Raw genomic sequence first — 23,283 nt, 5'->3', positions numbered from 1 at the left:
TCTTAGTATTGTGGCGGCGGGCGAACGGCGTTGGGCTGGATTCGGTTTTTTTCCGTGACGCGCCGTCGAAGTGTTCCCTTGCTTCGTCGAGTTTTTCCACGGGCTTATTCGCACCTTTCGGGAGTTGATCTCATGCAACCCTTATTCGCCGTGATCGGGACGGGACTGGCGATTCTGATTGGTTTGGGGGTCGTGGCGTTTCTGGCACTGACGTACTTTGTCGGTGTTTACAACCGGCTGATCGGACTGAAGAACCGCTTCAAGAATGCTTATGCACAGATCGATGTGCAGTTGAAGCGGCGCTACGACTTGATTCCCAACCTGGTCGAAACGGCCAAGGGATACATGAAGCACGAGCGCGAAACGCTGGAAGCCGTGGTCAAGGCGCGCAACATGGCGCAGTCCGCCAGCCAACAGGCCGCGGCCAATCCTGGCAATCCGCAAGCCATGCAAGGGCTGGGAGCGGCCGAGGCGGCGCTCACCGGCACGATGACACGATTCATGGCGCTGATGGAAAATTATCCCGACCTGAAGGCCAATCAAAACATGTTGGCGCTGCAAGAAGAATTGACCAGCACCGAGAACAAGGTGGCCTTCGCTCGACAGGCTTACAACGACGCGGTGATGACGTACAACACGGCGCGGGAAGTGTTTCCGAACAACCTGGTGGCCGGCTTCGGCGATTTTCCGGCTGCCGAGTTGTTCCAGGTCACAGCGCCCGAGCAGCGTGAAGGGGTGAAGGTGCAGTTCTAAGCGCGGGCTCGACCTAGCAAGAAATGGTGTCGTCCGTTAGTACGCGGCGCGCAACAAGAATCTGTCGTCCGGCGAAAGTAGATCAAACCACCAATGAGCGAGCTCACCCGGTCTACTCGCCGACGCTGGTTTCAGTTTGGTATAGGGTCGATGCTTCTATTCATCGCGGCAGTTGGTGTCTTCGTCGGATATCACGTCAACTGGATGCGTGCGCGGCAGCGTTTCCTCGCCACACCGGGCAGGTCGGCAAGTACGCGGGAACGCATTCCCCACTTGCCACACGTGCCGCCCTCCGTCGCACCTGGGTTGCTGAGTTATTTTGGCGAACGCGGTTACGCTGCTGTTCACTTGGACTTTAGCAACGCGACATACTATTACGAGCCGTTTTCGGACGACCGGCGTCGCGAGGTATCTGAAGCCAAGCGTCTGTTTCCTGAAGCTGATGCCATTCTGTGGAAGGATCGGACGAATATGTGGATTGACGTTGACGATGCCATCCCGCGCGAATTGGCGGCAGAAGCACTGCAGGCAGCAAGAGAACAAGACGAAATGCCAAAGCCTCCATAAACGAAGGGTTATCCGCCCCACGCTTGGCTGTTCGCCTGAGGCCTACACCGGCGCAAATACACACGCGGCATGCTGCATGGCGATTTGGTAACGCGCGATGGACTTCTTCGAACATCAAGAGCAGGCCCGCCGCCAGACTGGCTTGCTGATTGTTTATTTCGTGATGGCGGTGATTTCGATCGTGATCGCGGTCTATCTGGCCGTGGCCGGTGTGCTGTTTTACGGACAGGGGCACAACGGATCGGGGCCGACGCTGTGGTTTCCCGATGTCTTCGCCGCGGTGGCCGGCGGCACCGTGCTGCTGATCACCGTGGGCAGCCTGTACAAGATTGCCGAGTTGTCACAGGGGGGAGAGGTCGTCGCGCGCAGCCTCGGCGGCCGCCCGGTGCCGGCCAACACGCGTGAATTGCGCGAACGCGTCTTGCTGAACGTCGTCGAGGAAATGGCCATTGCCTCGGGCACGCCGGTACCCCCCGTGTTTTTGCTCGACAACGAACGGGCGATCAACGCCTTTGCCGCGGGCACCACGCCGCAGAACGCCGTGATCGGGGTCACGCGCGGCACGATCGAGACGCTGAACCGCGAAGAGTTGCAGGGGGTCATCGCCCACGAGTTCAGTCACATTCTCAACGGCGACATGCGGATCAACCTGCGCTTGATCGGCATTCTGAATGGCATCTTGCTGATCGCCACAATCGGTTACGTGCTGATGAGATCGGGCTCATCACGTGTGTACTTCTCCAGTTCCTCCAACGAAAAAAAGGGGGGCAACCCACTGCCGCTGTTGGGGCTGCTGCTGTACGTAATCGGGTACATCGGCGTTTTCTTCGGGCACTTGATAAAAAGCGCCGTATCACGCCAGCGCGAGTACTTGGCCGACGCGTCGGCCGTGCAATTCACTCGGCTGCCGGATGGGATCGCGGGGGCGCTCAAAAAAATCGGCGGGCTGACCGATGGCTCGCGCTTGCAAACTCCGCAGGCCGAAGAGGCAAGCCACATGTTCTTCGGCAATGGGCTGGCGCGACCGCTGTTCGAACTATTGGCGACGCACCCGCCGCTGGCCGAACGGATTCGCAGGATCGACCCGTCGTTCGATGGAAAGTTCCCCCAGGTCACGGCGATCACGTATTCCGCGGCAGACGTCATTGATCCCCATGCGCTGGCGGCACGCCGACAGGCGAGCGCGGCGGTACATGCCGAGGCCACGGCCGGCGCACAGAGCTTTGCGTTTCAGCCGGCGGCCGCGGTGGCGCAGGTCGGCGCGCCGCGCCTGGAGCATCTGGACTATGCGGCAGCCCTGGTCGCGTCGCTTCCGCCAGATCTTTTGGCCGGCGCCCGCGATCCGCTGGGGGCGGTGGCCACGGTCTACGCACTACTGCTCGATGACCGGCAGCCCGAGATTCGTGCGAAACAACTGTCATACCTGGCAACGCAGGCCGATCCGCGGGCGAACGCGGAAACACTGCGCATCGCGCCAGTGGCATCACAAGTGAAACCCGAGGCGAAGCTGCCGCTGGTGAGCCTGGTGTTGCCCGCCTTGAAGCGGTTGTCGCCGCAGCAGCTCGCGAATTTTCGCGCCGACGTTATCTTTCTCACCAAGGCCGACGATCGGTTGAGCTTGTTCGAATATGCGGTTCATCGCCTGGTGCTGAAGCGGCTGCTGCCAAGGCTGGAGGAATCGCCGCCGTCAAAGCAGAGATACGATAAGCTCGCGCAGGTGTTGCCTGCCTGCCGGTCCCTGATCTCGACGCTGGCCTGGTCCGGCACACGCGACGACGCGCAAGCGGCGCGGGCGTTTGAGATTGGTACCACGATGCTGGGCGCGGCCGCCCATGGGCTGACGCTGGCCAACCGCGCGGACAGCGGTCTGACGGCTTTCGATCGGGCGCTGGATGTGCTGGCCTGTGCAGCGCCGGCGCTCAAGAAGAACGTCCTCGAAGGATGCGCCGCGTGCATTGGCGCCGACGTGCAGGTGACGGTCGAGGAGGGGGAATTATTGCGCGTCATCGCCGACGCATTGGCCTGCCCGATGCCTCCCTTAGTCAAGACGCACGGCGATTGAACAATACTGTTCGACGTAATGTTGCTTATGCGACGCGACGTCCCATGCAGCGGCGAAGGCCTAGCAAACCAAGCAGGGCAGATAGAGCGAGCGCATAGCTTGCGGGCTCAGGCACGCCGGACATGGTCATGCCGCTAGCATCGTGCATGATGCTGGCCATGTAGGCCAGATCTTGCGAGTTCACGATGCCGTCCTGGTTGACGTCTCCCACCGGATCGACGCCATTGACGGCCGTTTGCAGCCAGTGGTTGGTGATAGCGGCAATGTCCTGAATGTTGACGACGCCGTCGCCGTTCACATCGCCCGGTATGGGGGCCGCGGCAGTGGTGGTCGAGGTCGCCATGATCTGGTTGATTTCGTCGCGATAGACCGAGAGGTCGGCCGAAATCGTGGTATCGCCGAAGACCGACAGCCCAAATGGCTGACCCGGCATGGACGTAGTCGAGAACATAACGCCGGCCAATTGCCATTGTCCCAATGGGTTCTGGTGAAACACGGCGCCGCCGGAATCACCCGGCGTCCCCTGCGCCTCGAAGGCTGTGCCGTTCTGGTTGAACGTGGTCGTGAAGGCCATTTCCGAATTCACGCCGGCGGCGCGGGCCATCGACGGTCCGTCGATCACGTTAGTGCCCCAGCGAATATCCTGGGAGTTATTCCAGATCTCGCCGGCATACTTGCTGGGAGTGGACGAGGGCTGCCACGAAGAAGTCCAAAACCCGACCTGGTCGTTAGTCCGCTCGCGGCCATTGCCGATCATTGTCACGTTCCAGCCGGCCTGCGGGGCCGTCGAACTGATGCTCAACGAAGGGAGCGAAGGATTCGACGCCAGGCGATACATTTCCAGGTCCGTGTCGGGGGTAAAGCCGGCGCCGTCGGGGTTCGTCAACTGCACGGCCGAACTTACGACGTTGTTGTAGAAGGTGCCATTGAGCCAGGTTTGCGTCGGCGCACCGTCGGGGTTATCCCAGACATGGGCCGCGGTCAGCACCCAGCCACCACCGAGATAGATCGCGCTGCCGCTGGCGAGAATACCGACGTTGGCAAAGCCAGGGTCGTTGGCCGGCGCGGTCGTGTTTCCGGTGCCATTGCCCGTCGAGATCACCACGGCCCGGACGTTATGCAAAGGTGCAAGCAGCGAAATGAGCGACAGCCCACAGACTGCGATGTATCGCATTAGACTTCCCTGGTCAAAGGATTAGATAGATGGGTGCAGAGCGTTTCCTACGCTCACAGTAAAGCGACCAGAGCCCGACCTTGGCCGACGATGTTACAACGCGGTCGTTTGGGAGAGAAAAGCGACGGTACTGTGCCAGCCGCACGCCGCCGTCGCCACCCCAATACGGCACATGGACAAAAATCAGCCATGGGCCCTGAAAAGATGCAATCAGCCCCTGCGCAAACGCTTCGTCGCCGGATGCTCTGCTTGCGACGAGCTTCCCCCTCAGTGCAAGCTTGGCGAATTTAGGGGGCCAATGCCGCCTAGACCGGTTCCTAAGTCCTTAATACCGAATCCCTAGGTCCTTGGGAAGCAAAAACCACGGACGTTCCTGGAATTTCCACGGCGAGACCTGCGGAGACCCGTCGCCAGAAAGCATCGGCGATTGCTTATGTCTCGTGTCCGCGAGGATGCGAGCGCGCGAATCAGCCGCTGTTGTAAGCGCGCAGCCGGCCGGCGATCATCTCGCGCGTGAATTTATAGAAGTGCCAGTGAGTCACGCAGCGGTTCATGAATTGGGCAAAGCCGATGATCGTGCGCGGCTGCCCCGTATCACGGGCGAAAAATGATTTCCCATAGACCCGCCCCACCGTGAACAACGACCCGTCCCGCCACAGCGTCCAGAACAAGGACCACAGCAGGGCCAGGCCATAGGCCAACGTCGGAAGCGTTTTGCCTTCGCCGGCTTTACGACAGATGTCGGCCCGCCGGGCGAGGAACTCGGGATGTTTGAACACCTGAAAATAGCGTTCGAGAAATGCCTCGGGCGAGTAGAGCCGCTTCACCAGGTCGCGATAGCCGGCCACTAACTCGTCGCGGGTCATTTGCCGGGGAACGAAGTTGCAATTCGGATCCTCCATCACCAGCCGCCCCTCGCGCTCCAGCCGTTCGTACAGCGGCGTGGTGGGAATGGCTTGCAGCATGCCGACCATAGCCAGCGTGATGCCGTTGTCCTGGATGAAGCGAAACTGGTCGTCGAAGATTCCCTTATCGTCGCTATCGAAGCCGACGATGAAGCCGGCATTGATGTCGAGGCCGGCACGCTGGATGCGCGCCAATTTGGCTTCGAGCGAATCTCCGCGCACGTTCTGAAATTTCTTGGTTTCTTTCAGCGAGTCGATGCGCGGCGTTTCGATGCCGATGAAGACGCTGCGAAAATTCGCGCGATACATCATGTCCATCAGCTCAGGATCCTCGGCCAGATCGATGCTGGCCTCGGTCGTCAGACGGAGCGGATAGTTGTGCTCTTCCATCCAAGGAATGAGCTTTTCGAGCAGAGCCTTCGCCTTCTTTTTGTCGCCGATAAAGTTGTCGTCGACGATGAACGCCGAGTGAAACCCGACGCGACGCATGTCATCCAATTCGGCCACGAGCTGCTCGGGCTGCTTGACGCGCGGGCGCCGGCCGAAGATCACGATGATGTCGCAGAACTCGCATTGAAAGGGACAGCCGCGCGAATATTGCAAAGCGCCCGACGCATAGCGACCGACCTTTAACAGGTCGAAGCGCGGGCGGGGAACCTGCGACATGTCCGTGGGCTGGGCCTGTTTGTAGCGCGTCTCGGTGGGCCGGCCACGAGAATAGTCTTCGAGGAATTGGGGCCAGGTCGTCTCCGCCTCGCCGATGAACTTGACGTCGCACAGACCGTCGAAGAATCCTTCGTCGACCGTGACGAAGGGACCACCCACGACAGAGAAGATCTTCATCTCGCGCAATTTGACAAGAATTTCGCGAATGCGATTCTTTTGGACGTTCATACCGGTCACGCCGACCATGTCGTATTGGCTCATCGAATCCCAATCGATGTCCTCGACATTCTCATCGAGCAACGTCACGTTGTGCTCACCGCACAGGCCGGCCACCGAAGAGAGCGAACCCGAGATCATGGTGCTGCGCTTATCGCCCGGATACAGCGGGAGCGCGAATTCGAAGCCCCAGTACGACGGCTCGAAGCGCGGATTGATCAGGCAAATCGAGAGTACCCTTTGCGGGCGGCTCGAGGTGCTCTCGGCTTCCATGACGGTCAACGTATTCGCGTTCATCCTTGCTATTTCCTAGACTCCGCGGCTAACGAAAAGTGACCGCCCATTCAAGCAATGCATGCCGGCGTCCTAAAAAAATATCAACCGCATTAGAACGCTCACGTGTCGCTCGTTCCTGAGTGAAGCAGTGACGCTGGTATCGCGCCGTGCAGGTGCATCCGCACAACGCAGCGGTCTGGGATCTTACGAACTACAGATATAGTAGAAAAGGTCATATTATGGACAACACTAGCGGTTCAAGACCGCATTTCCCGAAAATCTGCGTCGGTTGCCACCTGGCGACAGTACAGCACCATCAAAAACATGCCGAAGCTGTGCGCAATGCGTGAATAATCCTCGAAGGGCGTTGCCACGAAACCAGTGCCTACGAAGATCGGCAACATGATGTCGCCGTAGCCGCGTCAGGGACGGCATCGCGCACAATTTGACGAGGATTTCGCGAATGCGATTCTTTTGGACGTTCATACCCATCACGCCGGCCATGTCGTATTGGCTCATCGAGTCACAATCGAAGTCCTCGACATTCTCATCGAGCCACGTCACGTTGTGCGCGCCGCACAGGCCGGCCACCGAAGAGAGCGAACCCGAGATCCTGGTGCTGCGCTTATCGCCCGGATACAGCGGGAGCGCGAATTCGAAGCCCCAGTACGACGGCTCGAAGCGCGGATTGATCAGGCAAATGGATAGCGTTTTGACGGCGGGCGAAGCGCTGACATCGTCCGCGGTAACCGTCATGGCAGGCGAGTTCATCCTTGAAACTCCCAATGGCTAGCTAACTGGGCCAAGGGGGCCTGGTTGAAATGCACGCCTATTTGCAGACAGCCACAATAGGGTAAATGGATCAATTAACCCACAGCAACCTGGAAATTTGCCGAGATTTGCGTCGAGAGGTCGTCCCCAATCACCTTTCAGAACGGCAATGTGGCTATGCGGCGCGCTGCTAGCGGCCGTGCTTACGCCGCCCTATCAAGAGCTTGAGCCCGACGAGTGCGGCCAGCACGACGGTCGAGGGCTCGGGGACATTCGGCACAACCACGACGGCGGTGGGCCCCTTCACATAAGTTCCCCAAGGTCCGAAACCGCGAGTGGCGTCGGAGGCGATTGTTCGATTGCCGGTCGTGGGTTTGACTTCCAGCACGGCGTTGGTGGCACCGGCGTGGCGTGAAAGCTCGGTTTTACAGAGTCATCACTGGCGTGCCCCTGATGAATCGGCCCGATCGGTGTATTGCGATCCGGCTAGTGGCGTAGCCGCGTCGGGCCAAATTTCAACGAAAAGTCCCTGCTCGCCGAGAGGTAGTTCCGGCCCAACGACAATTGGTCGGAAGCGCCGGTTAATTGCAAACCGAGCGAACGGTGAACAGATTGTCATGAAATGGCCCTCTGTCACCCGCCGACGATTGCTGATCACGGCATTGTTTGGCCTGGGAGTGGCGATCCTGGCGACGGGTATTTATCTAGAAACGCAGAACCCGCGTACCGAGCTTCAAGACGACGACGCGTGGTGCGTTGCAGGACTCGGCACGTCGTTGATCGGAGCCGGTATTGGTTTAAGGGCCGGTGGATGGGGGCGTCCGTTGCAGTTCGCCTTCGTAGCGCCGCCAGTGGGGTATTTGGGCGCAGTAGCGGCGTTTTGGGGTTTTATGGTCTTGTACGTCCTGCTCCGCTGAAGCCTGCCACGATTCGGACTGAGTCCCTCGGCGGCGGCCGGGTACAGTAGGTCAGCCGGTTGAGCGACTTCATAAACAGCCGCTGAGTGCTTTCGCCATGTTCGCCTGTTACTGCAATTATTGCTGGCAAACCCGCACCGGGGACCAGCGCCGGACTGCGGTCAACGGCCGCGATGCTGGCGGGGCTATCCGGTCACGTCTGGATGTTCAGCGAGCTTTTCAACTCAGTGCTTAGATAGTTAGGCCATGCCAGTCTCGTATTTTCCACTATTCGTTTGGGCGACTTTATCCATAGCGGCGGGATTTGGGGGGCTCTGGGCGGTGCGACGTTGGATTTATCCAGAAGCACGCTGGTATGAGTGGGGGATTCTTTGCGCCCTTATCGCGGCCGTGGTACTTTCATTCATTCTGGCACGGTTTGAGTAAAGGACGCGCCCTGCACACATTAAACACCCGCTACCGGCGGCCGGGTCCGGTTGAGCTTTTAGCTCGTTTCCCTATACTGGCCGGTTTGATTCTGGGCCAATTTCGAGCCCGGTATGGGCTGCGCCGCTTGGCGGCGATATCGCGATTCCCCCTTTGCCCCCAGGGTGTCGCCGGAGAGTTTCCCGGCCACCCGCGGCACCCGGTGGGGATCCTATTTGGGGAATCCCCGAGGACGGACTTACGATGGCTGATCTTGTTGGCGTACATGGTGGTTTGAAGGAGCCGGTCAATCGCACGGTGCCGGCCGGTGAAGTCGATTCGTTCAAGTCCAAGGCAGCCAGCCTGGCGAAGGTGCCCGTCTCGGACGCCGATCTGTCGACGGTTTATCGCTTCGGCGACGGGGCGCTCAGCCCGCTGGTGGGTCCGATGGACTCGGCCACCTACAACCAGGTGCTGGAAAAGGGTTTTATCATCCATGAAGGCGAGAAGTACGCCTGGACGATTCCGTTGTCGCTGCCGGTGACCAAGGAACTGGCCGGCAAGCTAGCGACCGGTGAAACCGTAGCGCTGGTGAACACGGCCGGCGACGTCGTGGCCACGCTCGACATCACCGATGTCTTCGAGTGGGACAAGGCCAAATACATCAAGAGCGTCTACCTGACCGAGCGTACCGATCACCCGGGCGCGGATATGGTCTTGAAGGGGGACGCCGACAAGACACACTTGATCGGCGGCACGATCCGTGTGTTGCCGCAGCCGAAGAGCGCGAAGTTCGGCAAGTACGTATTGAGCCCGCGCGAAGTGCGGGACCTGCTGGCCAAGAAGGGGTGGGACCGGGTCGTCGCCTTCCAGACGCGCAATCCATTGCACCGGGCGCACGAATACGCCCTGGTGTACGGCCTGGAAACCTTGCTGCGTGCCGGGCATGACGCCGGCGCGTGCCTGAACCCGTTGATCGGCGAGACCAAGGGGGATGACGTCCCGGCCGACGTGCGGATGCTGACCTACGAGGCGCTGATCGACAAGCGCTCGCTCGGCGAAGGGGATAGCGACAAAACGTTGTGGGAGCCTCGCAAGGAAAGCGTGCCGGACCGTGTGATCCTGCTGGGCCTGGACATCAAGATGTTCTACGGCGGTCCGAAGGAAGCCGTGATGCACGCCATCTATCGGCAGAATTATGGTTTCACGGATATCGTCATCGGCCGCAAACACGCCGATGCACCGTATGCCGACGGCAGCCCGATCTGGGGTGACTTCGACGCGCAAGAGATCTTCGACCGATTGGGCGGCGATCTGCGGATCAAGCCGCTGAAGGTTGGTTTCGCCGCTTACTACGACTCGGCCGGACAGGTCGATCTGATGGAGAAGCACCCGGACGAGAAGCCGGTCTTCATCTCGGGCAAAGACGTTCGCAAGACGTTGCTCGAAGGAAAGACGGTCGATCCGCGGATCATGCGCGAAAGCACGTCGAAGATCCTGGCCCACGCCATGTCGCACGTGAAGTAGTCGACGAGCTCGCCGTTGTGGCGCAAGAGTGGAAAAATCAAAAGGGTCGGCGTGCCATGCACGTCGGCCCTTTTTTTGTTGCGCGTGCCCGGGCAACGCATGCTCGTTCGAGAACAGCTTTAGCGAACGGTTGCCGGCTGCTCGTTGGCCATGCGCGCGTGGTCCGCTTGTCGCAACGCGTCCACGATGCAGTTGGCAATAATCTCGTGGGCTTGCGCGTTCGGATGCGTATCGACCATGCGCGGCGGCTCGCCGCGCCAGTTGGCGTACGTCTTCAGATAATTTTCCTGGTCGCGCTCGGTAAGCTGCTCGATCATGGCCTCGTGCGCATGCGCCAACGGAACGCCCAGCTCCGCCAGGTATGCCGGCACGGTGACCGGCTCGCTGCTGCCGCCGAGTACGACGACCACCATTTGGGCCTGCGCGTCCTGGCAGAGCTTTTCGAGCTCGCTATAGCCGGCAGCCACGACTTGCTCGGCGTCACGGCACGGTACGGGCGTCAGCCCCAGACGTTGTTTCACCGAGGTCGCGCTGCGCCCCAGGTCGTCATGAATCTTCAGCGGGATCGCATGCCGCGCGGCGAACGACAGGAACTCGCCGAACGATTTGGGCGTGTCGCGATAGTGGCTGAAATCTTGCGGGCTCCAGGCAAAGACCGGCCGGGCGATCTCAAGCTTGCCTTCGCGCTCGCAGAAATAGGGACCTGGCATCGCCCCGTAATACGACGGCAAATAGCACGTCATCGATCGATCGAGCAGCCAGGGGGAATATTGCACCACGACGAGGTCCGGCTTATGCCGGGGAATCAACTCGCGGGCGAGCAGCACCATCTGGGCCAGCCCATAGCTGCATTTGCCGGCATTCAGCACGGTACCTTGCAGTTCCTTTTGCAGTCGAAAGGCAAATGTCTCCTCGGCAGGACAGGCATCACCGAAAGTGAACGAGCAACCGAGCGTGAGAATGCGCAATCCGTCGGCGCTGGGCGTAGAGGCGTTCGCTGCCGGTGGGACGCGAAAGCCATTCTCGTCGTAGCGAATCGGCAAATCCGGACCGATGGCGAAGGTCTGCTCTCCCTCACTGCCCGGGATCGAGGCGTAGCCAAGCTCGGCGTCAGCGCGATGAACTGTACCGCGCCAGCCGCGCCGGTCATCCTTCAGGTAGCGGTAAACTTTCCAGCTCCAGCCAACGCACCACAGCGAATAGCCGGCCACGAGGAAGAACGACAGAACGAAGAGCGCAAAAGCCGCCTTCTTGCGCGGCGACAACGTGATGGCCGGCGTCGGGTGCCGCGGCGCCTGTTCCGTTTGACGCATCGAATGGATTCTCCCAGCAATGATCGTGCGCGCTGTGGGTGAGCGCAGCCGTTTTCGCAGTCGTCCCGCGCATTAGATCGGCCGTCGAAACGGTATCGCGGCGCGCGGTCGAGCGAGGGGCCGCGGATTCTAGGCGAAACGATTTACCAGCGGCAAGGCGAGGAGTCGCCAGCGCTAGCGTCGCCTGGGCAAGGTGCTCGAGGTTGTCTCAAAACCTGCGAGGGGTGCCACTGCTGGCTCGTCCAGCAGTGCGGATTCGCGAGAAGACACTGCTAGACAAGCTAGCAGTGGCACCCGAATGTCGGCAGACAGTTCGTTTCGACATAGCTAACAACGTCGAGCATAAGACCACTCGATCGAACGATTACCCGCCGAAGAGGTCTTTGTACGTGGTGCGCGCGGCTTGGATGCCTTGCTTCAGTGCCAGCACGTCGGCCCCCAGGCTGAGCATTCGGCAGCCCTTGTCGTAGCAGCGGTGCGTGTATTCTGGATTCGGCGCCACCGTGCCCCAATGCTTGCCGTGTTTCCGGCAGGCCGCCGCGACATGATCGAGCGCTTCGATCACTTTCGGATGCGAGAACTGGCCCAGCACGCCCATGGCTTGCGACAGGTCGCTCGGCCCGACGAACAGGAGATCGACCGCGTCGTTGGCCGCGATGGCATCAACGTCGTCCAGCGCGCCCAACGTTTCGATCTGGATTGCCAGGAACTGCTCGCGGTTGGCGTCAGCGGCAAATTGCTCCTGCGACTTATGCGTGTACAGGGCGTCACGCCCCGAAGTGTTCATGCCGCGCAAGCCACGCGGCGCGAACTTGGCCCAGGTCACGAACTCCTCGGCATGTTCGGCCGACTTGATTTGTGCGGCCATCACGCCGCCGGCGCCTGCTTCCAGGTTCTGCGTCACCAGGGCGTAATCCGTGGGGGCCATGCGGACGAAACAGTCGAAGTTGTTGGCCCGCGCGCAGGCGGCGGCCAACTGGACTTCCTGGTACGAGAGGCCGCAATGTTCCTGATCGAGCCAAAAGCCGTGAAAGCCACCGGCCAAGCCGAACAGGTCGATCGTTACCGGATGCGTAAGCCGACCAAGGGCAAAAACCCGCACTAGCTCACCTTTGGCCAGCAATTCGCGAAAGCGACTCATAATTGGAAAATCCTCAGGTGGGAAAGTTGTGGGGTGGGTAAGCAGCGACGATAGCAGGAAAGGCGTTTCGGGCGACCTGACGAGGGGTCTGGACACCCACAAAAGCCGAGCAAAGTCTGACAGTGACTGGGGTTAGCGTCAAGCGGCGGGGCCGTGGCCCGAATACCGCCGGATCCCCTCGAATCGGGCCCGAAAATATTTCTCCCCAGGACGCGAACCTCCTTCCAGGCGGGGTGTCCAAGAGGCATACGGCGGACATTTGGTTCGTCCGTGGCCGGTCAGGTCGTTTCCGGATTGACTTTACGGATCGACCGTGACAGGCTTACTTAGTTGGTGCCGGGCTCGCCCGAGAACCGACATAAGTAAATGAGTGATTTAGGTCCGCCCCTTCCGCGACGCGTTTAACGCTTCGCGGGAAAGCGGAATCAACGACTCGTTCCTTCATACTCTCCAGAAGCGCCAAGCGCACGGAGCCACAGATGCGTACCAACATCAATCGCAACACGCTGATCGACAACCTTGCTAATCGCCAGGGTCGTATCGTCGTTGCCGCGAATGATCGGGTACGTAGCGTGGACGTTACGCGGCCCGTCTCAGGGCAATTCTTTACGGCGCTAGTCGGTTATCAGGGTGCGCTTAAGCGCGCTATGAAACCGGCAGCTACCGGCGCAGCCGCCGGCATGGAAGCAGCGATTAGTTCGCTCGCTTCCATTACCAGTGGGCTGCTGTCGCGATGCTGGCATACGCCGAGCGTTATGCCGCATCATGCGGTCGTCAGGGTCAGTTCCTAGTCCGCTAAGCAAGCGAATTACGAACCAAAGATCACGACGACAGCCGGGCGGCAGCCCCTGGCCGCGGCGATAGGCCTTTTCACGCCTATTCCGCACGCTAAGGACTCGCGCGTTTTCCTGAGCCTATTGCACCGTGCCCGCAGCACGGTTTTCACGGAGAGAGCCATGATCGTTCTGACCGAGTCCAGTCAAGAAAAAGTGCTGTTAGCGGCCCAAGTCCGCTCTGCCCAACGAGGCAACCGAGAAGCGTTCGGTCAATTGGTCGAGCGGTTCCAGCAATCCGTCTACGGCGTCGCGCTGCGACGGTTGCGCAATCATGCCGAGGCGCAGGAGTTGACCCAAGAGGTTTTCGTCCAGGCCATGCGGAAAATCGTGCAACTGCGCGAGCCGGAGTGCTTCGGCGGCTGGTTGCGGCAGATCACGACGCGGATGGCGATCAATCGGTCGCTGCGTGCCGGCCCGGTTGTGCCCACCGATCGCGAGATGCTCGAGGCCAATTGTGTCGAACGGCGCACGCCGTTGGCCGTGGCGCTCGATCGCGAGCAGGCCAGCCAGGTGCGGGCCGGCCTGGGCCGGTTGCGGCGGATGGATCGCGAGACATTGGAAGCGTTCTACGTGCGCGGGCAGTCGTTGATCGAAATGAGCGACGAGTTCGGCTCGCCGGTCGGCACGATCAAGCGACGATTGCACGTGGCACGGAAGCGGTTGGCGCGCGAGCTGGAAGAGCTGGCGCCGGCCTGAAAATATCGATAAGCCGTCGCAACAGGCGGCTACTAATATCTAATATCCGCCATCACGGCGGACGCAGCCCCCCCTGCGAAGAAGCCCGGACGAATCGGCCAACGAGGTCGAGTCGCGCCGGGCTATTTTTTGGCGAGCGCCGCAACGGCCAGGGCAATCCAGCCGGCGATGAAGCCCAGACCGCCGATCGGCACGATCGCGCCCAGGATCTTCGGCCCGCCCAAAGCTATTCCGTACAGCAGACCGGAAAAAATCACAATGCCGGCCGTGAAGCACAGGCCCGCGATGTTCAGCGCCGGCGCGCTAAATTGCAATCCGATGAGGCCGACCAGTACGAGCGCGAGCGCGTGATACATCTGATACCGGACCGCGGTTTCGTAAGTATCGAAGGTACCTGACTCTTGCAGGCGGTCCTTCAAGCCGTGTGCACCAAAAGCGCCGGTACCCACGGCCAAGGCGCCCATCACGGCGCCGACGATGATCCAGGTGCGAGGAGACAACGTGTTCACTCCGATTGGTGCAAACGATCAATAGTGTGCAGTCAATTAATCACGTCGCGGGCAAGGCGTGCTGACAGCGCTCGCGGCGGCCCGTCCGAGGCGAGGAGCGCTCAGTCGAGCACTTTCAGCTTGATGTTTTTATACCAGCAGTTCGACCCGTGGTCTTGGAGGCCGATGTAGCCGCGCCGCGGGTGATTCTTGTAGGCGATATCGAACTTGTGGGGCGTGCCGTCGGGTCGCAGGTTCGGCTGCGTGAACAGATCCAGATCCATGTGCGTGACCTGCTCGCCGTTAATCACGACGTCGATCAGATTCTTGTTGCACGTGATCTCGATGTGATTCCACTCGCCGATCGGCCGCATCGCATTGCGGGCCGGCTTGACCAGGTCGTAGATCGCGCCGGTGTCGGTGAAACCGGCGGTCGCGGTATCGTCGAGTGCAACCTCGAGACCATTAAACCCGACGTCCTTACCCGGGCGTGGCTCGAGCGGAAACGTGCGAATGAAGATGCCGCTATTGCAGCCTTTGCTCAACTTGAAATCGAGCGCGAGCCGAAAATTCTCCCACGGCTGATCGTGGATGATCATGTAACCGCCGCTGCCGTGCGGGTTGAGCGTGCCGTCTTGGACGGGCGTTTTGCTCGCGGCGAGCGTGCTGGTCTTCCAGCCGGTATGGCCATCGAACAGCAATTGCCAGCCGTCTTTCTCCTCTTGCTCGGTGAGCATGTTATCGGCGGCGGCAGACGGTGATCCGAGAAAGCCAATCAATCCGCACACGAAAGTCAGACGGAGTGCCCAATGAGAATTATCGATCACGATGTTCCTCGACTGTTAGATGGTTTAGGGACGCCTATTTCATGGCGTTTTGTTTTTAACCGTCTTGGGACCATACCGTGTGCTCCTGGTACTGTCCCAGTTCAGCGATGGTCGGTCGTGGCATGTCACGACGATCCGATTGTGCGAAGAAGTCGGCGATCGAAAGAAGTCTATTGTCATGACGCAGCGAGGATTCTCGAAAGTCCTTTCGATGACAAGTGTATCGTTATCGCGCTGCTTGACGAGAAATACACCACGGATCGAAGGCTCAATGGTCCGATAGATGGTATCGATGTCGTAGGAAAACCGCACCTTCTTCAGAAATGCGGGCGTCGTCGGATATCCGACGCGCCGATACCAATACGCTCGGATTAGGAGTCCGACCGCCAGAACGGCACCAAACGCAGCACATATACCTAGAAAATAGTGGATAAACATCGTCTTCACCGACGCCTGGACGGTAGGTTGATTCTAACCATGCAGGGAGCGCGTCAACAGTTCCAGCCGGCGAGGGCAGTACGGGCGTCTGGTACTCTTGACGGCTTGTTGGGAGGTAGTGCTTCACTCTGATGGACGAACCGGCCGCGCGCTTTTCGGCTCCGCACGGTAGAATCTGAGCATGGGCAAGTTTCTCCCTCGATGGTCTTGGTTCCGGGTCTCGTTGAGGGGGCTATTTGTCGCGCTGACCGTGTTTTCTGCTTGGCTCGGCTGGGAACTGAATTTCATCCGGCACCGGCAGTCACTTCGGAAGGAAATGAGGCGCGCGGCGGCCATTTTCGCGTTGCCTCTGAATACCTAGCGCAAATCAAGCATTTGTCGGCCAGCACGCCGGGCGTTATTCCGATCTCTGCCGAGGTTGAATACGAGTTCAGAGAAACGATTCCGATTTGGCGAAGATGGCTTGGTGATAAGACTTTTGACACCGTCGGCCTGCCGCATGACGCAACCAAAGAGGAGTTAGCACGCGTCAGGGGCGCCTAAAAGGAGTCCGAAGTCGTTAGACAGCTACCACCCGATAAAATGCCCAAGTATTACGACTAACCCCATGACCCGCGACCGGTTCGACAACCTCGGACTGACTCACTACGGCGGCGTACAATTGACGTAGATTGTTTGACCAAACAGGGCATACTTCGACGGTCGTGCCGTCTCTGCTCTTTTCGTGTGACTTGTGGTTTTCTATATGTTGGACGAATTCGGAAATGAGGCGATGGGGCGTCCCTCGGCGGATGAAGACAAGTCGTGTGCGCGCCGGCCGGCTTGCCCGGTCTGTGGCGGGCATCTGGTCGAGCAGCGGGCCAAGTTGATCTGCTCGCGGTGCCACACCGTCTGCGAAACCTGCTGCGAAGGGGGCGCCGGCGGTTGAATCGTCGGCAGAAGTACGGCGGAGCTAAGAGTCTGCGTCGTGTCTTCTGTAGCTGGCCTCTTCGAGGCCGGGACTTTATCGCAGCGCCCCGGGGTCGAAGACCTCGGCTACAGACTTTGCGGTTGCATCGCGCGGAAGTTTCTCGACGACCATCTCGCGCCGTGTGATAATCGAGCCTGCGCGGGACAGCTCCGGCCCGATCGGCCGCTGCGAAGGTGCCTGCGACAGTTCAATTCCACGGAACTCGAGCGCGAGGTCGTCATGAATTCTGCAAGCGCGGATCGACGGTTTCACTTTGCCATCTCGGGCCTGATCTGCTTCACGACTGTAATGACGGCGCTCGCCGCCAGCGACGCGCGTGCTCAAGAAGGGGCAAGCGTCTTTACGATGAAGGTCGACGGATCGGATGTGCAGCAATTGCCGCGCGTTCCGGGCACGGTCTGGAACGGTTCGCCCAGCTACTCGCCCGATGGCAAGACTATCGCTTTCGACGGGTCGTCGGAAGTATTCGGCGGCGCGCCGACGCACATCTTCGTCACGAGCATCGCCGATCCGCAGGCCGAGCCGAAGGATCTGGGATTGGGGAGTTGCCCGGCCTGGTCGCGAGATGGGAAAACGCTGATCTTCGACATGAAATCGAACAATGCGGCGGGACTGAAAACGGGCGTGTGGACGATGAAGGCCGACGGCACGCAGCGCCGCTGGTTCTGCGACGGCGAGCGAGCACGCTGGTCGCCGGATGGTAGCGCGGTGGCCGTCAGCGATAATTACGAAGGTTCGCCCACGTTGTTTCTGCACGGCGCGAAGTCACGGCGGCGATTGCTGTTCGATAAATACGATCGCTTGGTCGGCGCGACATGGTCACCCGACGGCAGCAAGCTGGCCTTCATCGGCATGCACAACAAGGAAGCGGAGCTTGGCATCCTCGATCCTAACGGTGCAAAGGAGTCGTTCGCTGTGCGCTGGACGGGGAACATCGGTTGGCAGCCCGCCTGGAGCCCTGACGGCAAGCAGATTTTGTTGTGGGTCAAAGATGACCAAGGGGCGTCGCGATTGAACCTGATCGCGGTCGAAGGGACCGAGGGTCCGCGCGAGATCCCGGGCCAGCAAGGGAAATTCAACTCGGACGCGACATGGTCCCCGGACGGCTCGCGCATCACGTTTGCCAGCGATCGCGGGCTGTAGGTCTCGGACGGAAAGGCGGCAATGGCCGCCTTTTTAGAGACGATCGACTTCCGCCGTGCTAGCGGCCTCGATTCTGCCCTTGGGGTGTCTGGCGTGTTGTCGGTATGATTCGCCGCCGCGCGCAGGCGCTGGCCCAGCATTGCTGAATCATCAAACGGCCCGGGCGCGCGCATGGCCCCGGTGACGACACCGCAAAGGATGGCACTCATGCCGCTACGGGAAGAATTCGAAAGCGTCGGAAATTGGCTCTTCTGTTGGCGCAGCTATCTACCGTTGGCGCTGGTACCGGTCCTGGCCGTGGGCTTGTGGGAAAATCGCGTCACGGGATTCGTACCGCCCTTGTGGTGGACGCTGGTCTGCTTCGCCGTCTCGCTGGCCGGGCTGGGTGTGCGCATCTTGACGATCGGCTTTACTCCGGCCGGCACGTCCGGTCGCAACACCAACGGGCAGCGTGCCGACGAGTTGAATCACTCGGGCATTTACTCCACGGTGCGTCACCCGCTGTACTTGGGAAATTTCCTGATGTGGCTGGGCGTCACGATGTACAGCGAACTGTGGTGGCTGGTCGCGATCGTGTCGTTGATCTTCTGGATCTACTACGAACGCATCATGTTCGCCGAAGAGGAATTCCTGCGGCGCAAATTCGGCGAGAGTTATGTCAAATGGGCCGCCAATACGCCGGCCTTCCTGCCGAGCTTCAAGAACTTTCGCCGTCCGTCGCTGCCGTTCTCCGTCCGCAACGTGCTGAAGCGCGAGTACTCGGGCATGATGGGCGTGATCCTCACGTTCGCCCTGCTGGGGCTCAGTGAGCACCTGGTCGTCGAAGGGCGCGTGGCGCTCGACCCGGCATGGCAATTGATCTGCCTGGTCGGCGTGGTGCTGTACTTCGTACTGCGCACGCTGAAGCGTCAGACCCGATTGCTGGAAGTCGAAGGGCGGTAACTGCCCTAGGGCGAAACAACCCTGCCGGCTTTTTCATGCGCCGGTGGTCAAGATTGATGTATGACCAGATCACCACGTCGCCGATCATGTTTACGATCGTGGCGTCGGGGGCTCGTCCAATGGAGGGTCGTTTGGGGTGATCAGCCACGCAAACCATGCAAGAAGCCCGAAGCCAACGAATACTAGCGCGACTGCCGCGATCGCAAAGCCCACAAGAAAGAATATCGGGTTTAGAGTACTAGCAATCATTGACGCCACTGCCGCCAACGCGGTGACGACGAGCGCTGTTCCGAGCCCGAACTGAAACCTTGGGCGACGGTTGGAACGAGTGACGGTCATTCGGCGTTCAATTGAAAAAGCGCTGGCCTTTGACTAAACGTTAAGCCGGCACCAACCGCCCCGCAAGGTTGCCGCTTCGCGGGCAGGCTGCGTATACTTGAGGTGTGGCCTTTTTGTGCCCTCCACCTCTCGCCAACATCGGCGTTCGCCGCTGCGACGCCCACCTCTCTGATGGTCAACGACCGATTGCGGCAGCGCATTGCGTGGGAAGCTGCGCGACTGTTGTATCGCCGCCAGGAATCCGAGTTTTATCGCGCCCGCCTTAAGGCCGCGCGGCTGCTGTCGACCGATCCGGTGCCGCCGCACGAGATGCCCAGCCGGCGCGAGATTCACGAGCAGATCGAGGCCCTCGCCCGGCTGTCGCAGTTGGAAACCGGCCGCACTTCTGACGATGTTGAATACACGCTCCCCAGCCCGCCCGAAGAACTGCTCGTGCCAGATCGCTTCGTGGTCTATCGCGGGCTGCTCGCGCCGCTCGAGAAGGTGATGCAGAAGCCGCTTTACCATCCCGAGGGGGACGCACTGTACCACAGCTTGCAGGTATTCGATCTGGCCCGCGACGAGCTTCCCTACGACGAAGAGTTTTTGCTGGCGGCGCTACTGCACGATGTCGGCAAGGGGATCGATCCGCAGGATCACATCGCGGCCGCGCTCGAAGCACTCGACGGCCACATAACGCCACGCACCGCCTGGCTGATCGAACATCATTCCGAGGCGTCGGCCCTGCGCGATGGTACGCTGGGAGTGCGCTCGCGGCGCCGGCTGGAGGAGTCCGAGAGCTTCGACGAATTGATGCTGCTAAGTCAATGCGATCGCGCCGGCCGGCAGGTGGGCGTACCCACCAGCGACGTCGAAGATGCGCTCGACTACGTCCGCGAACTCGCGGCCGATTGCGACAAAGAGTAAAGGCTGCCTCGCCACACGCACGGGCGTGCCACTGCCGACGGCTTGCGCAGCAGTGTTGATTAAATTGTGGGGTTAACACACTAGCCAGAAGCGCGAGCGAGGGGCGTTCTCGGCCGCAGGTATTCGAAGATGGTGTGTCGCGGACACACCCTAAGGGTCGATGCAAAAGACCCTCGCTGGCGCTTCGGGCTGGTTTCACCTGCCTGCTGTTCAACTACCACTGCCATCTGCCGACTAACGAAGGCCGACTATTCCGCGTCACATTTTTACTGCTTCGTTGATCATATTGATGTAGGACGAGAAGGCACGGAAGATCATGCAGATGATGATGATCGCCACGATGCCCCACACGGCCCAGCCGGCCAGCGTGGTCAGCGTTTTTACGGCGTGACGAGCCCGCTCGTGATACTCGTGGGCCAGGTTTTTCATGGCCTCGGGCAGCCGCCCGCTGCGTTCGCCGACTTCGACCGAGGCTAGAAACTCGAAGGGGAACGCGCCGGTATTGCTCAGCGCCTCATGTACTTCGTGTCCGGCGCGAATCGTGTTCACGACATCCGCCGTGTGGCTCGTATAGAAAACGTTCCTGGTGCTGGCCAGGCTGAGCTTCATGGCGCGCATCACCTCGACGCCAGCCTCCATCGTCAGTTCCATGGTCCAGGCCATGTTCGCCAGCGCGATGGTGCGCAGCGGTCCGCCAATGCCGGGGATGGAGAGCACGGCTTTTTGCACCGGCTCGGTCCAAGCGACCCCACGCCGCATGGCCTGGTAGAGGAAGATGCCTCCGCCGGCGATACTCCCCAGGATCAGGCAGTAGATGACGAAACCTTCCTCGCCGACGAGCCCCAGCCCCAAGATATCGACGCGCTGCGAGCCGTTCCGGGCGCCGAGCATGCCCGAGACGATGATCATGATGCCGATGATAACCAGCGAGATGCCCAACTCGATGCAGGGCATCGTGACGCTCGACACGAACGAACGGCGCAGCCGCAAGCGCTCTTCGTAATGCTCGGCCAGATGGCGAAACACTTCGGCCAGATGCCCCGTGTGTTCGCCGATGCGGATGATCTCGTGTACCAGCGAAGGAAAATAATTACCGGTGCGGGCAAAGCCTTCGGCCATCGTATCGCCGGCGGCGACGGCGTCGTTGATCTCGGAGAGCTTCGCGCGCAACAGGGGACGCCGGGTCGCGGCAACCTCGCGCTCGACGACGCGTCGCACCTCGATACCACTGGACAGCGCGATCGACATGCGACGGCTGAGCTGGGCCAGATCGCGCAGCCCAATGCGCGGCGAAAAGAGTTCGATCATGGCGAAGTGTGCCTCGGTTCTGGACCGCGCGGCGTACCCCTTGGCCGCCACGTGGACGAACGACAATTCAAGCTATCCCAGCGGCCGGCGCTTGTCGAGGATTTTCGCTGCCGGATGCTGGGGCCGCCTGGAATTCGCTTCGAGCGGTGTGGGTAGCGATCCAGGGGGATGGTCCGCAGATTACGCAGATGGACGCAGATTTGAAAACGCGTAGTTTCCCCAGATTTTTCATCTGCGTAATCTGTGAAATCTGCGGATCAAAATCTTGGTGGTTCTGATTGAGGCGTTCTTACGCCAGCAGCTTTTCGACCACGCGACCGTGTACGTCGGTCAGGCGGAAGTCGCGGCCTTGGAAGCGATACGTCAGGCGCGTGTGGTCAAAGCCCAACTGGTGCAGGATTGTGGCATGCAGGTCGTGTACGTGGATGACGTCCTCGACGGCGTTAAAGCCCAGGTCGTCGGTGGCGCCGATCGTGGCGCCCGGCTTGAAGCCGCCGCCGGCCAGCCACATGGTAAAGGCATTCGGATGATGGTCGCGCCCGTCGTCTCCTCCCTGCACCATCGGCGTGCGGCCGAACTCGCCACCCCAGATGACGATCGTGTCTTCGAGCAGGCCGCGCTGCTTGAGATCGGCCACCAGGGCCGCACAAGCCTGATCGGTGTCTTTGCAATTCTTTTGCAAGTCGGCTTTCAGATTGCCGTGTTGATCCCACGCCTCGTGGAACAGTTGCACGTAGCGAACGCCGCGCTCGATCATGCGCCGCGCGAGCAGGCAGTTGTTGGCGAACGACGGCTTGCCCGGCTCGGCCCCGTACATGGCCAGCGTTTCGGCCGATTCCTGTCCGAGTTCCATCAGCTCGGGCGCGCTGGCCTGCATGCGATAGGCCATTTCGAACGAATTAATACGCGTAGCGATTTCGGGATCGCCGATCGCATCGAGTCGGCGACGATTCAGATTCGCCAGCGTATCGAGCGATTCGCGCTGCATCTGCCGATCGACGCCCGGCGGATTCGACAAATACAAGACCGGTTCGCCGCTGGTGCGGAAGGCCACGCCTTGATAGACGGTGGGAAGAAAGCCCGATCCCCAATTCGAATTGCCGCCGCTGGGCCCCTTCTTGCCCGAGTTCATCACGACGAAGCCGGGCAGGTTCTGCGATTCGGCCCCCAGACCGTACAGCGTCCAGGCCCCCATGCTCGGCCGGCCGAATTGCTGGCTGCCGGTGTTCATCATGATCTGGCCTGGCGCATGATTGAACGCATCGGTCACCAGCGATTTCACGATGGTGATATCGTCGGCGATGCCGGCCAGGTGAGGCAGCAGTTCGCCGATCTCGGCGCCGCAGCGACCGTGCCGCGCGAACTTGAAGCGCGGGCCGAGCAGCTTTGAGTTCGGATTGATGAACGCGGCTCGATAGTTCTTGATCAACTCAGCCGGCGGCAACTGGCCGTCGAACTTCGCCAGCTCAGGCTTGTTGTCGAACAGTTCCAAATGGCTGGGCGCGCCGGCCATGAACAGGAAGATGACACGTTTAGCCTTGGCCGGATGATGCGGCGCGCGGGGCGACAGCGGGTCGGTCGCCGCGGCCGACGAGGCGGTGGCCGCCCCGGATGATGAATCGCCTCCCAGCAAGTGAGCGAGCGCCATCGTGCCTAGGCCGATGCCGCAATCGCGCATGAACCAGCGGCGGGCGACG

At 60.5% G+C, this 23,283-nt stretch carries 22 protein-coding genes; 13 read left to right on the top strand and 9 right to left on the bottom strand.

Annotation, left to right across the window (positions count from 1 at the left end):
• Nucleotides 1–132: 132 nt before the first annotated feature.
• From VGN12_26060 to VGN12_26050, 3 genes are all read left to right on the top strand, one after another.
• Nucleotides 133–753, top strand: a complete 621-nt coding sequence (locus VGN12_26060) for a LemA family protein (protein HEY4312943.1) — start codon at nt 133–135, stop codon at nt 751–753.
• 150 nt (nt 754–903) lie between these two features.
• Nucleotides 904–1,320: a hypothetical protein gene (locus tag VGN12_26055; protein ID HEY4312942.1), complete on the top strand. Its 417-nt coding sequence runs from the start codon at nt 904–906 to the stop codon at nt 1,318–1,320.
• A 97-nt stretch (nt 1,321–1,417) separates the two neighbouring features.
• Nucleotides 1,418–3,382, top strand: a complete 1,965-nt coding sequence (locus VGN12_26050) for a M48 family metallopeptidase (GenBank protein ID HEY4312941.1) — start codon at nt 1,418–1,420, stop codon at nt 3,380–3,382.
• Between the two features lie 25 nt (nt 3,383–3,407).
• On the opposite strand, the gene VGN12_26045 is transcribed toward VGN12_26050, so the two are convergent.
• Both VGN12_26045 and VGN12_26040 read right to left on the bottom strand, forming a co-directional pair.
• Nucleotides 3,408–4,556 (bottom strand): dockerin type I domain-containing protein, encoded by a 1,149-nt coding sequence (locus VGN12_26045; protein HEY4312940.1) that lies wholly within the window; start codon nt 4,554–4,556, stop codon nt 3,408–3,410.
• Between the two features lie 467 nt (nt 4,557–5,023).
• A complete protein-coding gene (locus VGN12_26040) occupies nt 5,024–6,640 on the bottom strand; it encodes a B12-binding domain-containing radical SAM protein (protein HEY4312939.1) in 1,617 nt (538 codons plus the stop codon).
• A gap of 442 nt (nt 6,641–7,082) precedes the next feature.
• Between VGN12_26040 and VGN12_26035 the strand changes: the two genes are divergently transcribed.
• A complete protein-coding gene (locus tag VGN12_26035) occupies nt 7,083–7,412 on the top strand; it encodes a hypothetical protein (protein ID HEY4312938.1) in 330 nt (109 codons plus the stop codon).
• 168 nt (nt 7,413–7,580) lie between these two features.
• On the opposite strand, the gene VGN12_26030 is transcribed toward VGN12_26035, so the two are convergent.
• Nucleotides 7,581–7,778, bottom strand: coding sequence for a PEP-CTERM sorting domain-containing protein (locus tag VGN12_26030; GenBank protein ID HEY4312937.1), 198 nt, complete (start codon nt 7,776–7,778; stop codon nt 7,581–7,583).
• A gap of 229 nt (nt 7,779–8,007) precedes the next feature.
• On the opposite strand from VGN12_26030, the gene VGN12_26025 reads away from it, so the two are divergent.
• Together VGN12_26025 and VGN12_26020 are read left to right on the top strand one after the other, a co-directional pair.
• On the top strand, nt 8,008–8,307 hold the full coding sequence (locus VGN12_26025) for a hypothetical protein (GenBank protein ID HEY4312936.1): 300 nt from the start codon (nt 8,008–8,010) through the stop codon (nt 8,305–8,307).
• Nucleotides 8,308–8,976: 669 nt separating this feature from the next.
• Nucleotides 8,977–10,239, top strand: a complete 1,263-nt coding sequence (locus tag VGN12_26020; GenBank protein HEY4312935.1) for a hypothetical protein — start codon at nt 8,977–8,979, stop codon at nt 10,237–10,239.
• Nucleotides 10,240–10,358: 119 nt separating this feature from the next.
• On the opposite strand, the gene VGN12_26015 is transcribed toward VGN12_26020, so the two are convergent.
• Nucleotides 10,359–11,552, bottom strand: a complete 1,194-nt coding sequence (locus tag VGN12_26015) for a hypothetical protein (GenBank protein ID HEY4312934.1) — start codon at nt 11,550–11,552, stop codon at nt 10,359–10,361.
• A gap of 364 nt (nt 11,553–11,916) precedes the next feature.
• The gene (locus VGN12_26010; GenBank protein HEY4312933.1) at nt 11,917–12,693 is read right to left on the bottom strand and encodes an aldolase/citrate lyase family protein; all 777 of its coding nucleotides are present in this window, start codon (nt 12,691–12,693) and stop codon (nt 11,917–11,919) included.
• Between the two features lie 479 nt (nt 12,694–13,172).
• Between VGN12_26010 and VGN12_26005 the strand changes: the two genes are divergently transcribed.
• Both VGN12_26005 and VGN12_26000 read left to right on the top strand, forming a co-directional pair.
• Nucleotides 13,173–13,484, top strand: coding sequence for a hypothetical protein (locus VGN12_26005; protein HEY4312932.1), 312 nt, complete (start codon nt 13,173–13,175; stop codon nt 13,482–13,484).
• 165 nt (nt 13,485–13,649) lie between these two features.
• Nucleotides 13,650–14,225 carry a sigma-70 family RNA polymerase sigma factor gene (locus VGN12_26000; GenBank protein ID HEY4312931.1) on the top strand — a complete coding sequence of 192 codons (576 nt, stop codon included), beginning with the start codon at nt 13,650–13,652 and terminating at the stop codon, nt 14,223–14,225.
• Between the two features lie 122 nt (nt 14,226–14,347).
• Here the strand turns inward: VGN12_26000 and VGN12_25995 are convergent, their stop codons facing one another.
• Nucleotides 14,348–14,725 carry a DUF423 domain-containing protein gene (locus VGN12_25995; protein ID HEY4312930.1) on the bottom strand — a complete coding sequence of 126 codons (378 nt, stop codon included), beginning with the start codon at nt 14,723–14,725 and terminating at the stop codon, nt 14,348–14,350.
• Nucleotides 14,726–14,835: 110 nt separating this feature from the next.
• The gene (locus VGN12_25990; GenBank protein HEY4312929.1) at nt 14,836–15,540 is read right to left on the bottom strand and encodes a DUF1080 domain-containing protein; all 705 of its coding nucleotides are present in this window, start codon (nt 15,538–15,540) and stop codon (nt 14,836–14,838) included.
• Between the two features lie 699 nt (nt 15,541–16,239).
• On the opposite strand from VGN12_25990, the gene VGN12_25985 reads away from it, so the two are divergent.
• The 5 genes from VGN12_25985 (at nt 16,240) to VGN12_25965 (ending at nt 20,278) form a co-directional block, all read left to right on the top strand.
• Nucleotides 16,240–16,521 (top strand): hypothetical protein, encoded by a 282-nt coding sequence (locus tag VGN12_25985; protein HEY4312928.1) that lies wholly within the window; start codon nt 16,240–16,242, stop codon nt 16,519–16,521.
• A gap of 202 nt (nt 16,522–16,723) precedes the next feature.
• Nucleotides 16,724–16,906 carry a hypothetical protein gene (locus tag VGN12_25980; protein ID HEY4312927.1) on the top strand — a complete coding sequence of 61 codons (183 nt, stop codon included), beginning with the start codon at nt 16,724–16,726 and terminating at the stop codon, nt 16,904–16,906.
• Nucleotides 16,907–17,167: 261 nt separating this feature from the next.
• Nucleotides 17,168–18,091 carry a hypothetical protein gene (locus VGN12_25975; protein ID HEY4312926.1) on the top strand — a complete coding sequence of 308 codons (924 nt, stop codon included), beginning with the start codon at nt 17,168–17,170 and terminating at the stop codon, nt 18,089–18,091.
• A 207-nt stretch (nt 18,092–18,298) separates the two neighbouring features.
• Nucleotides 18,299–19,033 carry an isoprenylcysteine carboxylmethyltransferase family protein gene (locus tag VGN12_25970; GenBank protein HEY4312925.1) on the top strand — a complete coding sequence of 245 codons (735 nt, stop codon included), beginning with the start codon at nt 18,299–18,301 and terminating at the stop codon, nt 19,031–19,033.
• 510 nt (nt 19,034–19,543) lie between these two features.
• A complete protein-coding gene (locus VGN12_25965) occupies nt 19,544–20,278 on the top strand; it encodes an HD domain-containing protein (GenBank protein ID HEY4312924.1) in 735 nt (244 codons plus the stop codon).
• A 258-nt stretch (nt 20,279–20,536) separates the two neighbouring features.
• Here the strand turns inward: VGN12_25965 and VGN12_25960 are convergent, their stop codons facing one another.
• Both VGN12_25960 and VGN12_25955 read right to left on the bottom strand, forming a co-directional pair.
• Nucleotides 20,537–21,652, bottom strand: a complete 1,116-nt coding sequence (locus VGN12_25960; GenBank protein HEY4312923.1) for a type II secretion system F family protein — start codon at nt 21,650–21,652, stop codon at nt 20,537–20,539.
• A gap of 223 nt (nt 21,653–21,875) precedes the next feature.
• A complete protein-coding gene (locus tag VGN12_25955; GenBank protein HEY4312922.1) occupies nt 21,876–23,264 on the bottom strand; it encodes a DUF1501 domain-containing protein in 1,389 nt (462 codons plus the stop codon).
• Nucleotides 23,265–23,283 lie beyond the last annotated feature (19 nt).

This window comes from Pirellulales bacterium, assembly GCA_036499395.1.
Taxonomy (GTDB): domain Bacteria; phylum Planctomycetota; class Planctomycetia; order Pirellulales; family JACPPG01; genus JACPPG01.
The sequence above is the reverse complement of the archived record's forward strand: the minus strand, read 5'-3'. Positions and strand labels throughout refer to the sequence as shown.

Excerpts from the sequence above, each read along its gene's own strand:
- VGN12_26060 (HEY4312943.1), top strand. The coding sequence starts at position 133 with ATGCAACCCTTATTCGCCGTGATCGGGACGGGACTGGCGATTCTGATT.
- VGN12_26055 (HEY4312942.1), top strand. The coding sequence starts at position 904 with ATGCTTCTATTCATCGCGGCAGTTGGTGTCTTCGTCGGATATCACGTC.
- VGN12_26050 (HEY4312941.1), top strand. The coding sequence starts at position 1,418 with ATGGACTTCTTCGAACATCAAGAGCAGGCCCGCCGCCAGACTGGCTTG.
- VGN12_26045 (HEY4312940.1), bottom strand. The coding sequence starts at position 4,556 with ATGCGATACATCGCAGTCTGTGGGCTGTCGCTCATTTCGCTGCTTGCA.
- VGN12_26040 (HEY4312939.1), bottom strand. The coding sequence starts at position 6,640 with ATGAACGCGAATACGTTGACCGTCATGGAAGCCGAGAGCACCTCGAGC.
- VGN12_26035 (HEY4312938.1), top strand. The coding sequence starts at position 7,083 with ATGCGATTCTTTTGGACGTTCATACCCATCACGCCGGCCATGTCGTAT.
- VGN12_26025 (HEY4312936.1), top strand. The coding sequence starts at position 8,008 with ATGAAATGGCCCTCTGTCACCCGCCGACGATTGCTGATCACGGCATTG.
- VGN12_26020 (HEY4312935.1), top strand. The coding sequence starts at position 8,977 with ATGGCTGATCTTGTTGGCGTACATGGTGGTTTGAAGGAGCCGGTCAAT.
- VGN12_26015 (HEY4312934.1), bottom strand. The coding sequence starts at position 11,552 with ATGCGTCAAACGGAACAGGCGCCGCGGCACCCGACGCCGGCCATCACG.
- VGN12_26010 (HEY4312933.1), bottom strand. The coding sequence starts at position 12,693 with ATGAGTCGCTTTCGCGAATTGCTGGCCAAAGGTGAGCTAGTGCGGGTT.
- VGN12_26005 (HEY4312932.1), top strand. The coding sequence starts at position 13,173 with ATGCGTACCAACATCAATCGCAACACGCTGATCGACAACCTTGCTAAT.
- VGN12_26000 (HEY4312931.1), top strand. The coding sequence starts at position 13,650 with ATGATCGTTCTGACCGAGTCCAGTCAAGAAAAAGTGCTGTTAGCGGCC.
- VGN12_25980 (HEY4312927.1), top strand. The coding sequence starts at position 16,724 with ATGTTGGACGAATTCGGAAATGAGGCGATGGGGCGTCCCTCGGCGGAT.
- VGN12_25975 (HEY4312926.1), top strand. The coding sequence starts at position 17,168 with ATGAATTCTGCAAGCGCGGATCGACGGTTTCACTTTGCCATCTCGGGC.
- VGN12_25970 (HEY4312925.1), top strand. The coding sequence starts at position 18,299 with ATGCCGCTACGGGAAGAATTCGAAAGCGTCGGAAATTGGCTCTTCTGT.
- VGN12_25965 (HEY4312924.1), top strand. The coding sequence starts at position 19,544 with ATGGTCAACGACCGATTGCGGCAGCGCATTGCGTGGGAAGCTGCGCGA.
- VGN12_25955 (HEY4312922.1), bottom strand. The coding sequence starts at position 23,264 with ATGCGCGATTGCGGCATCGGCCTAGGCACGATGGCGCTCGCTCACTTG.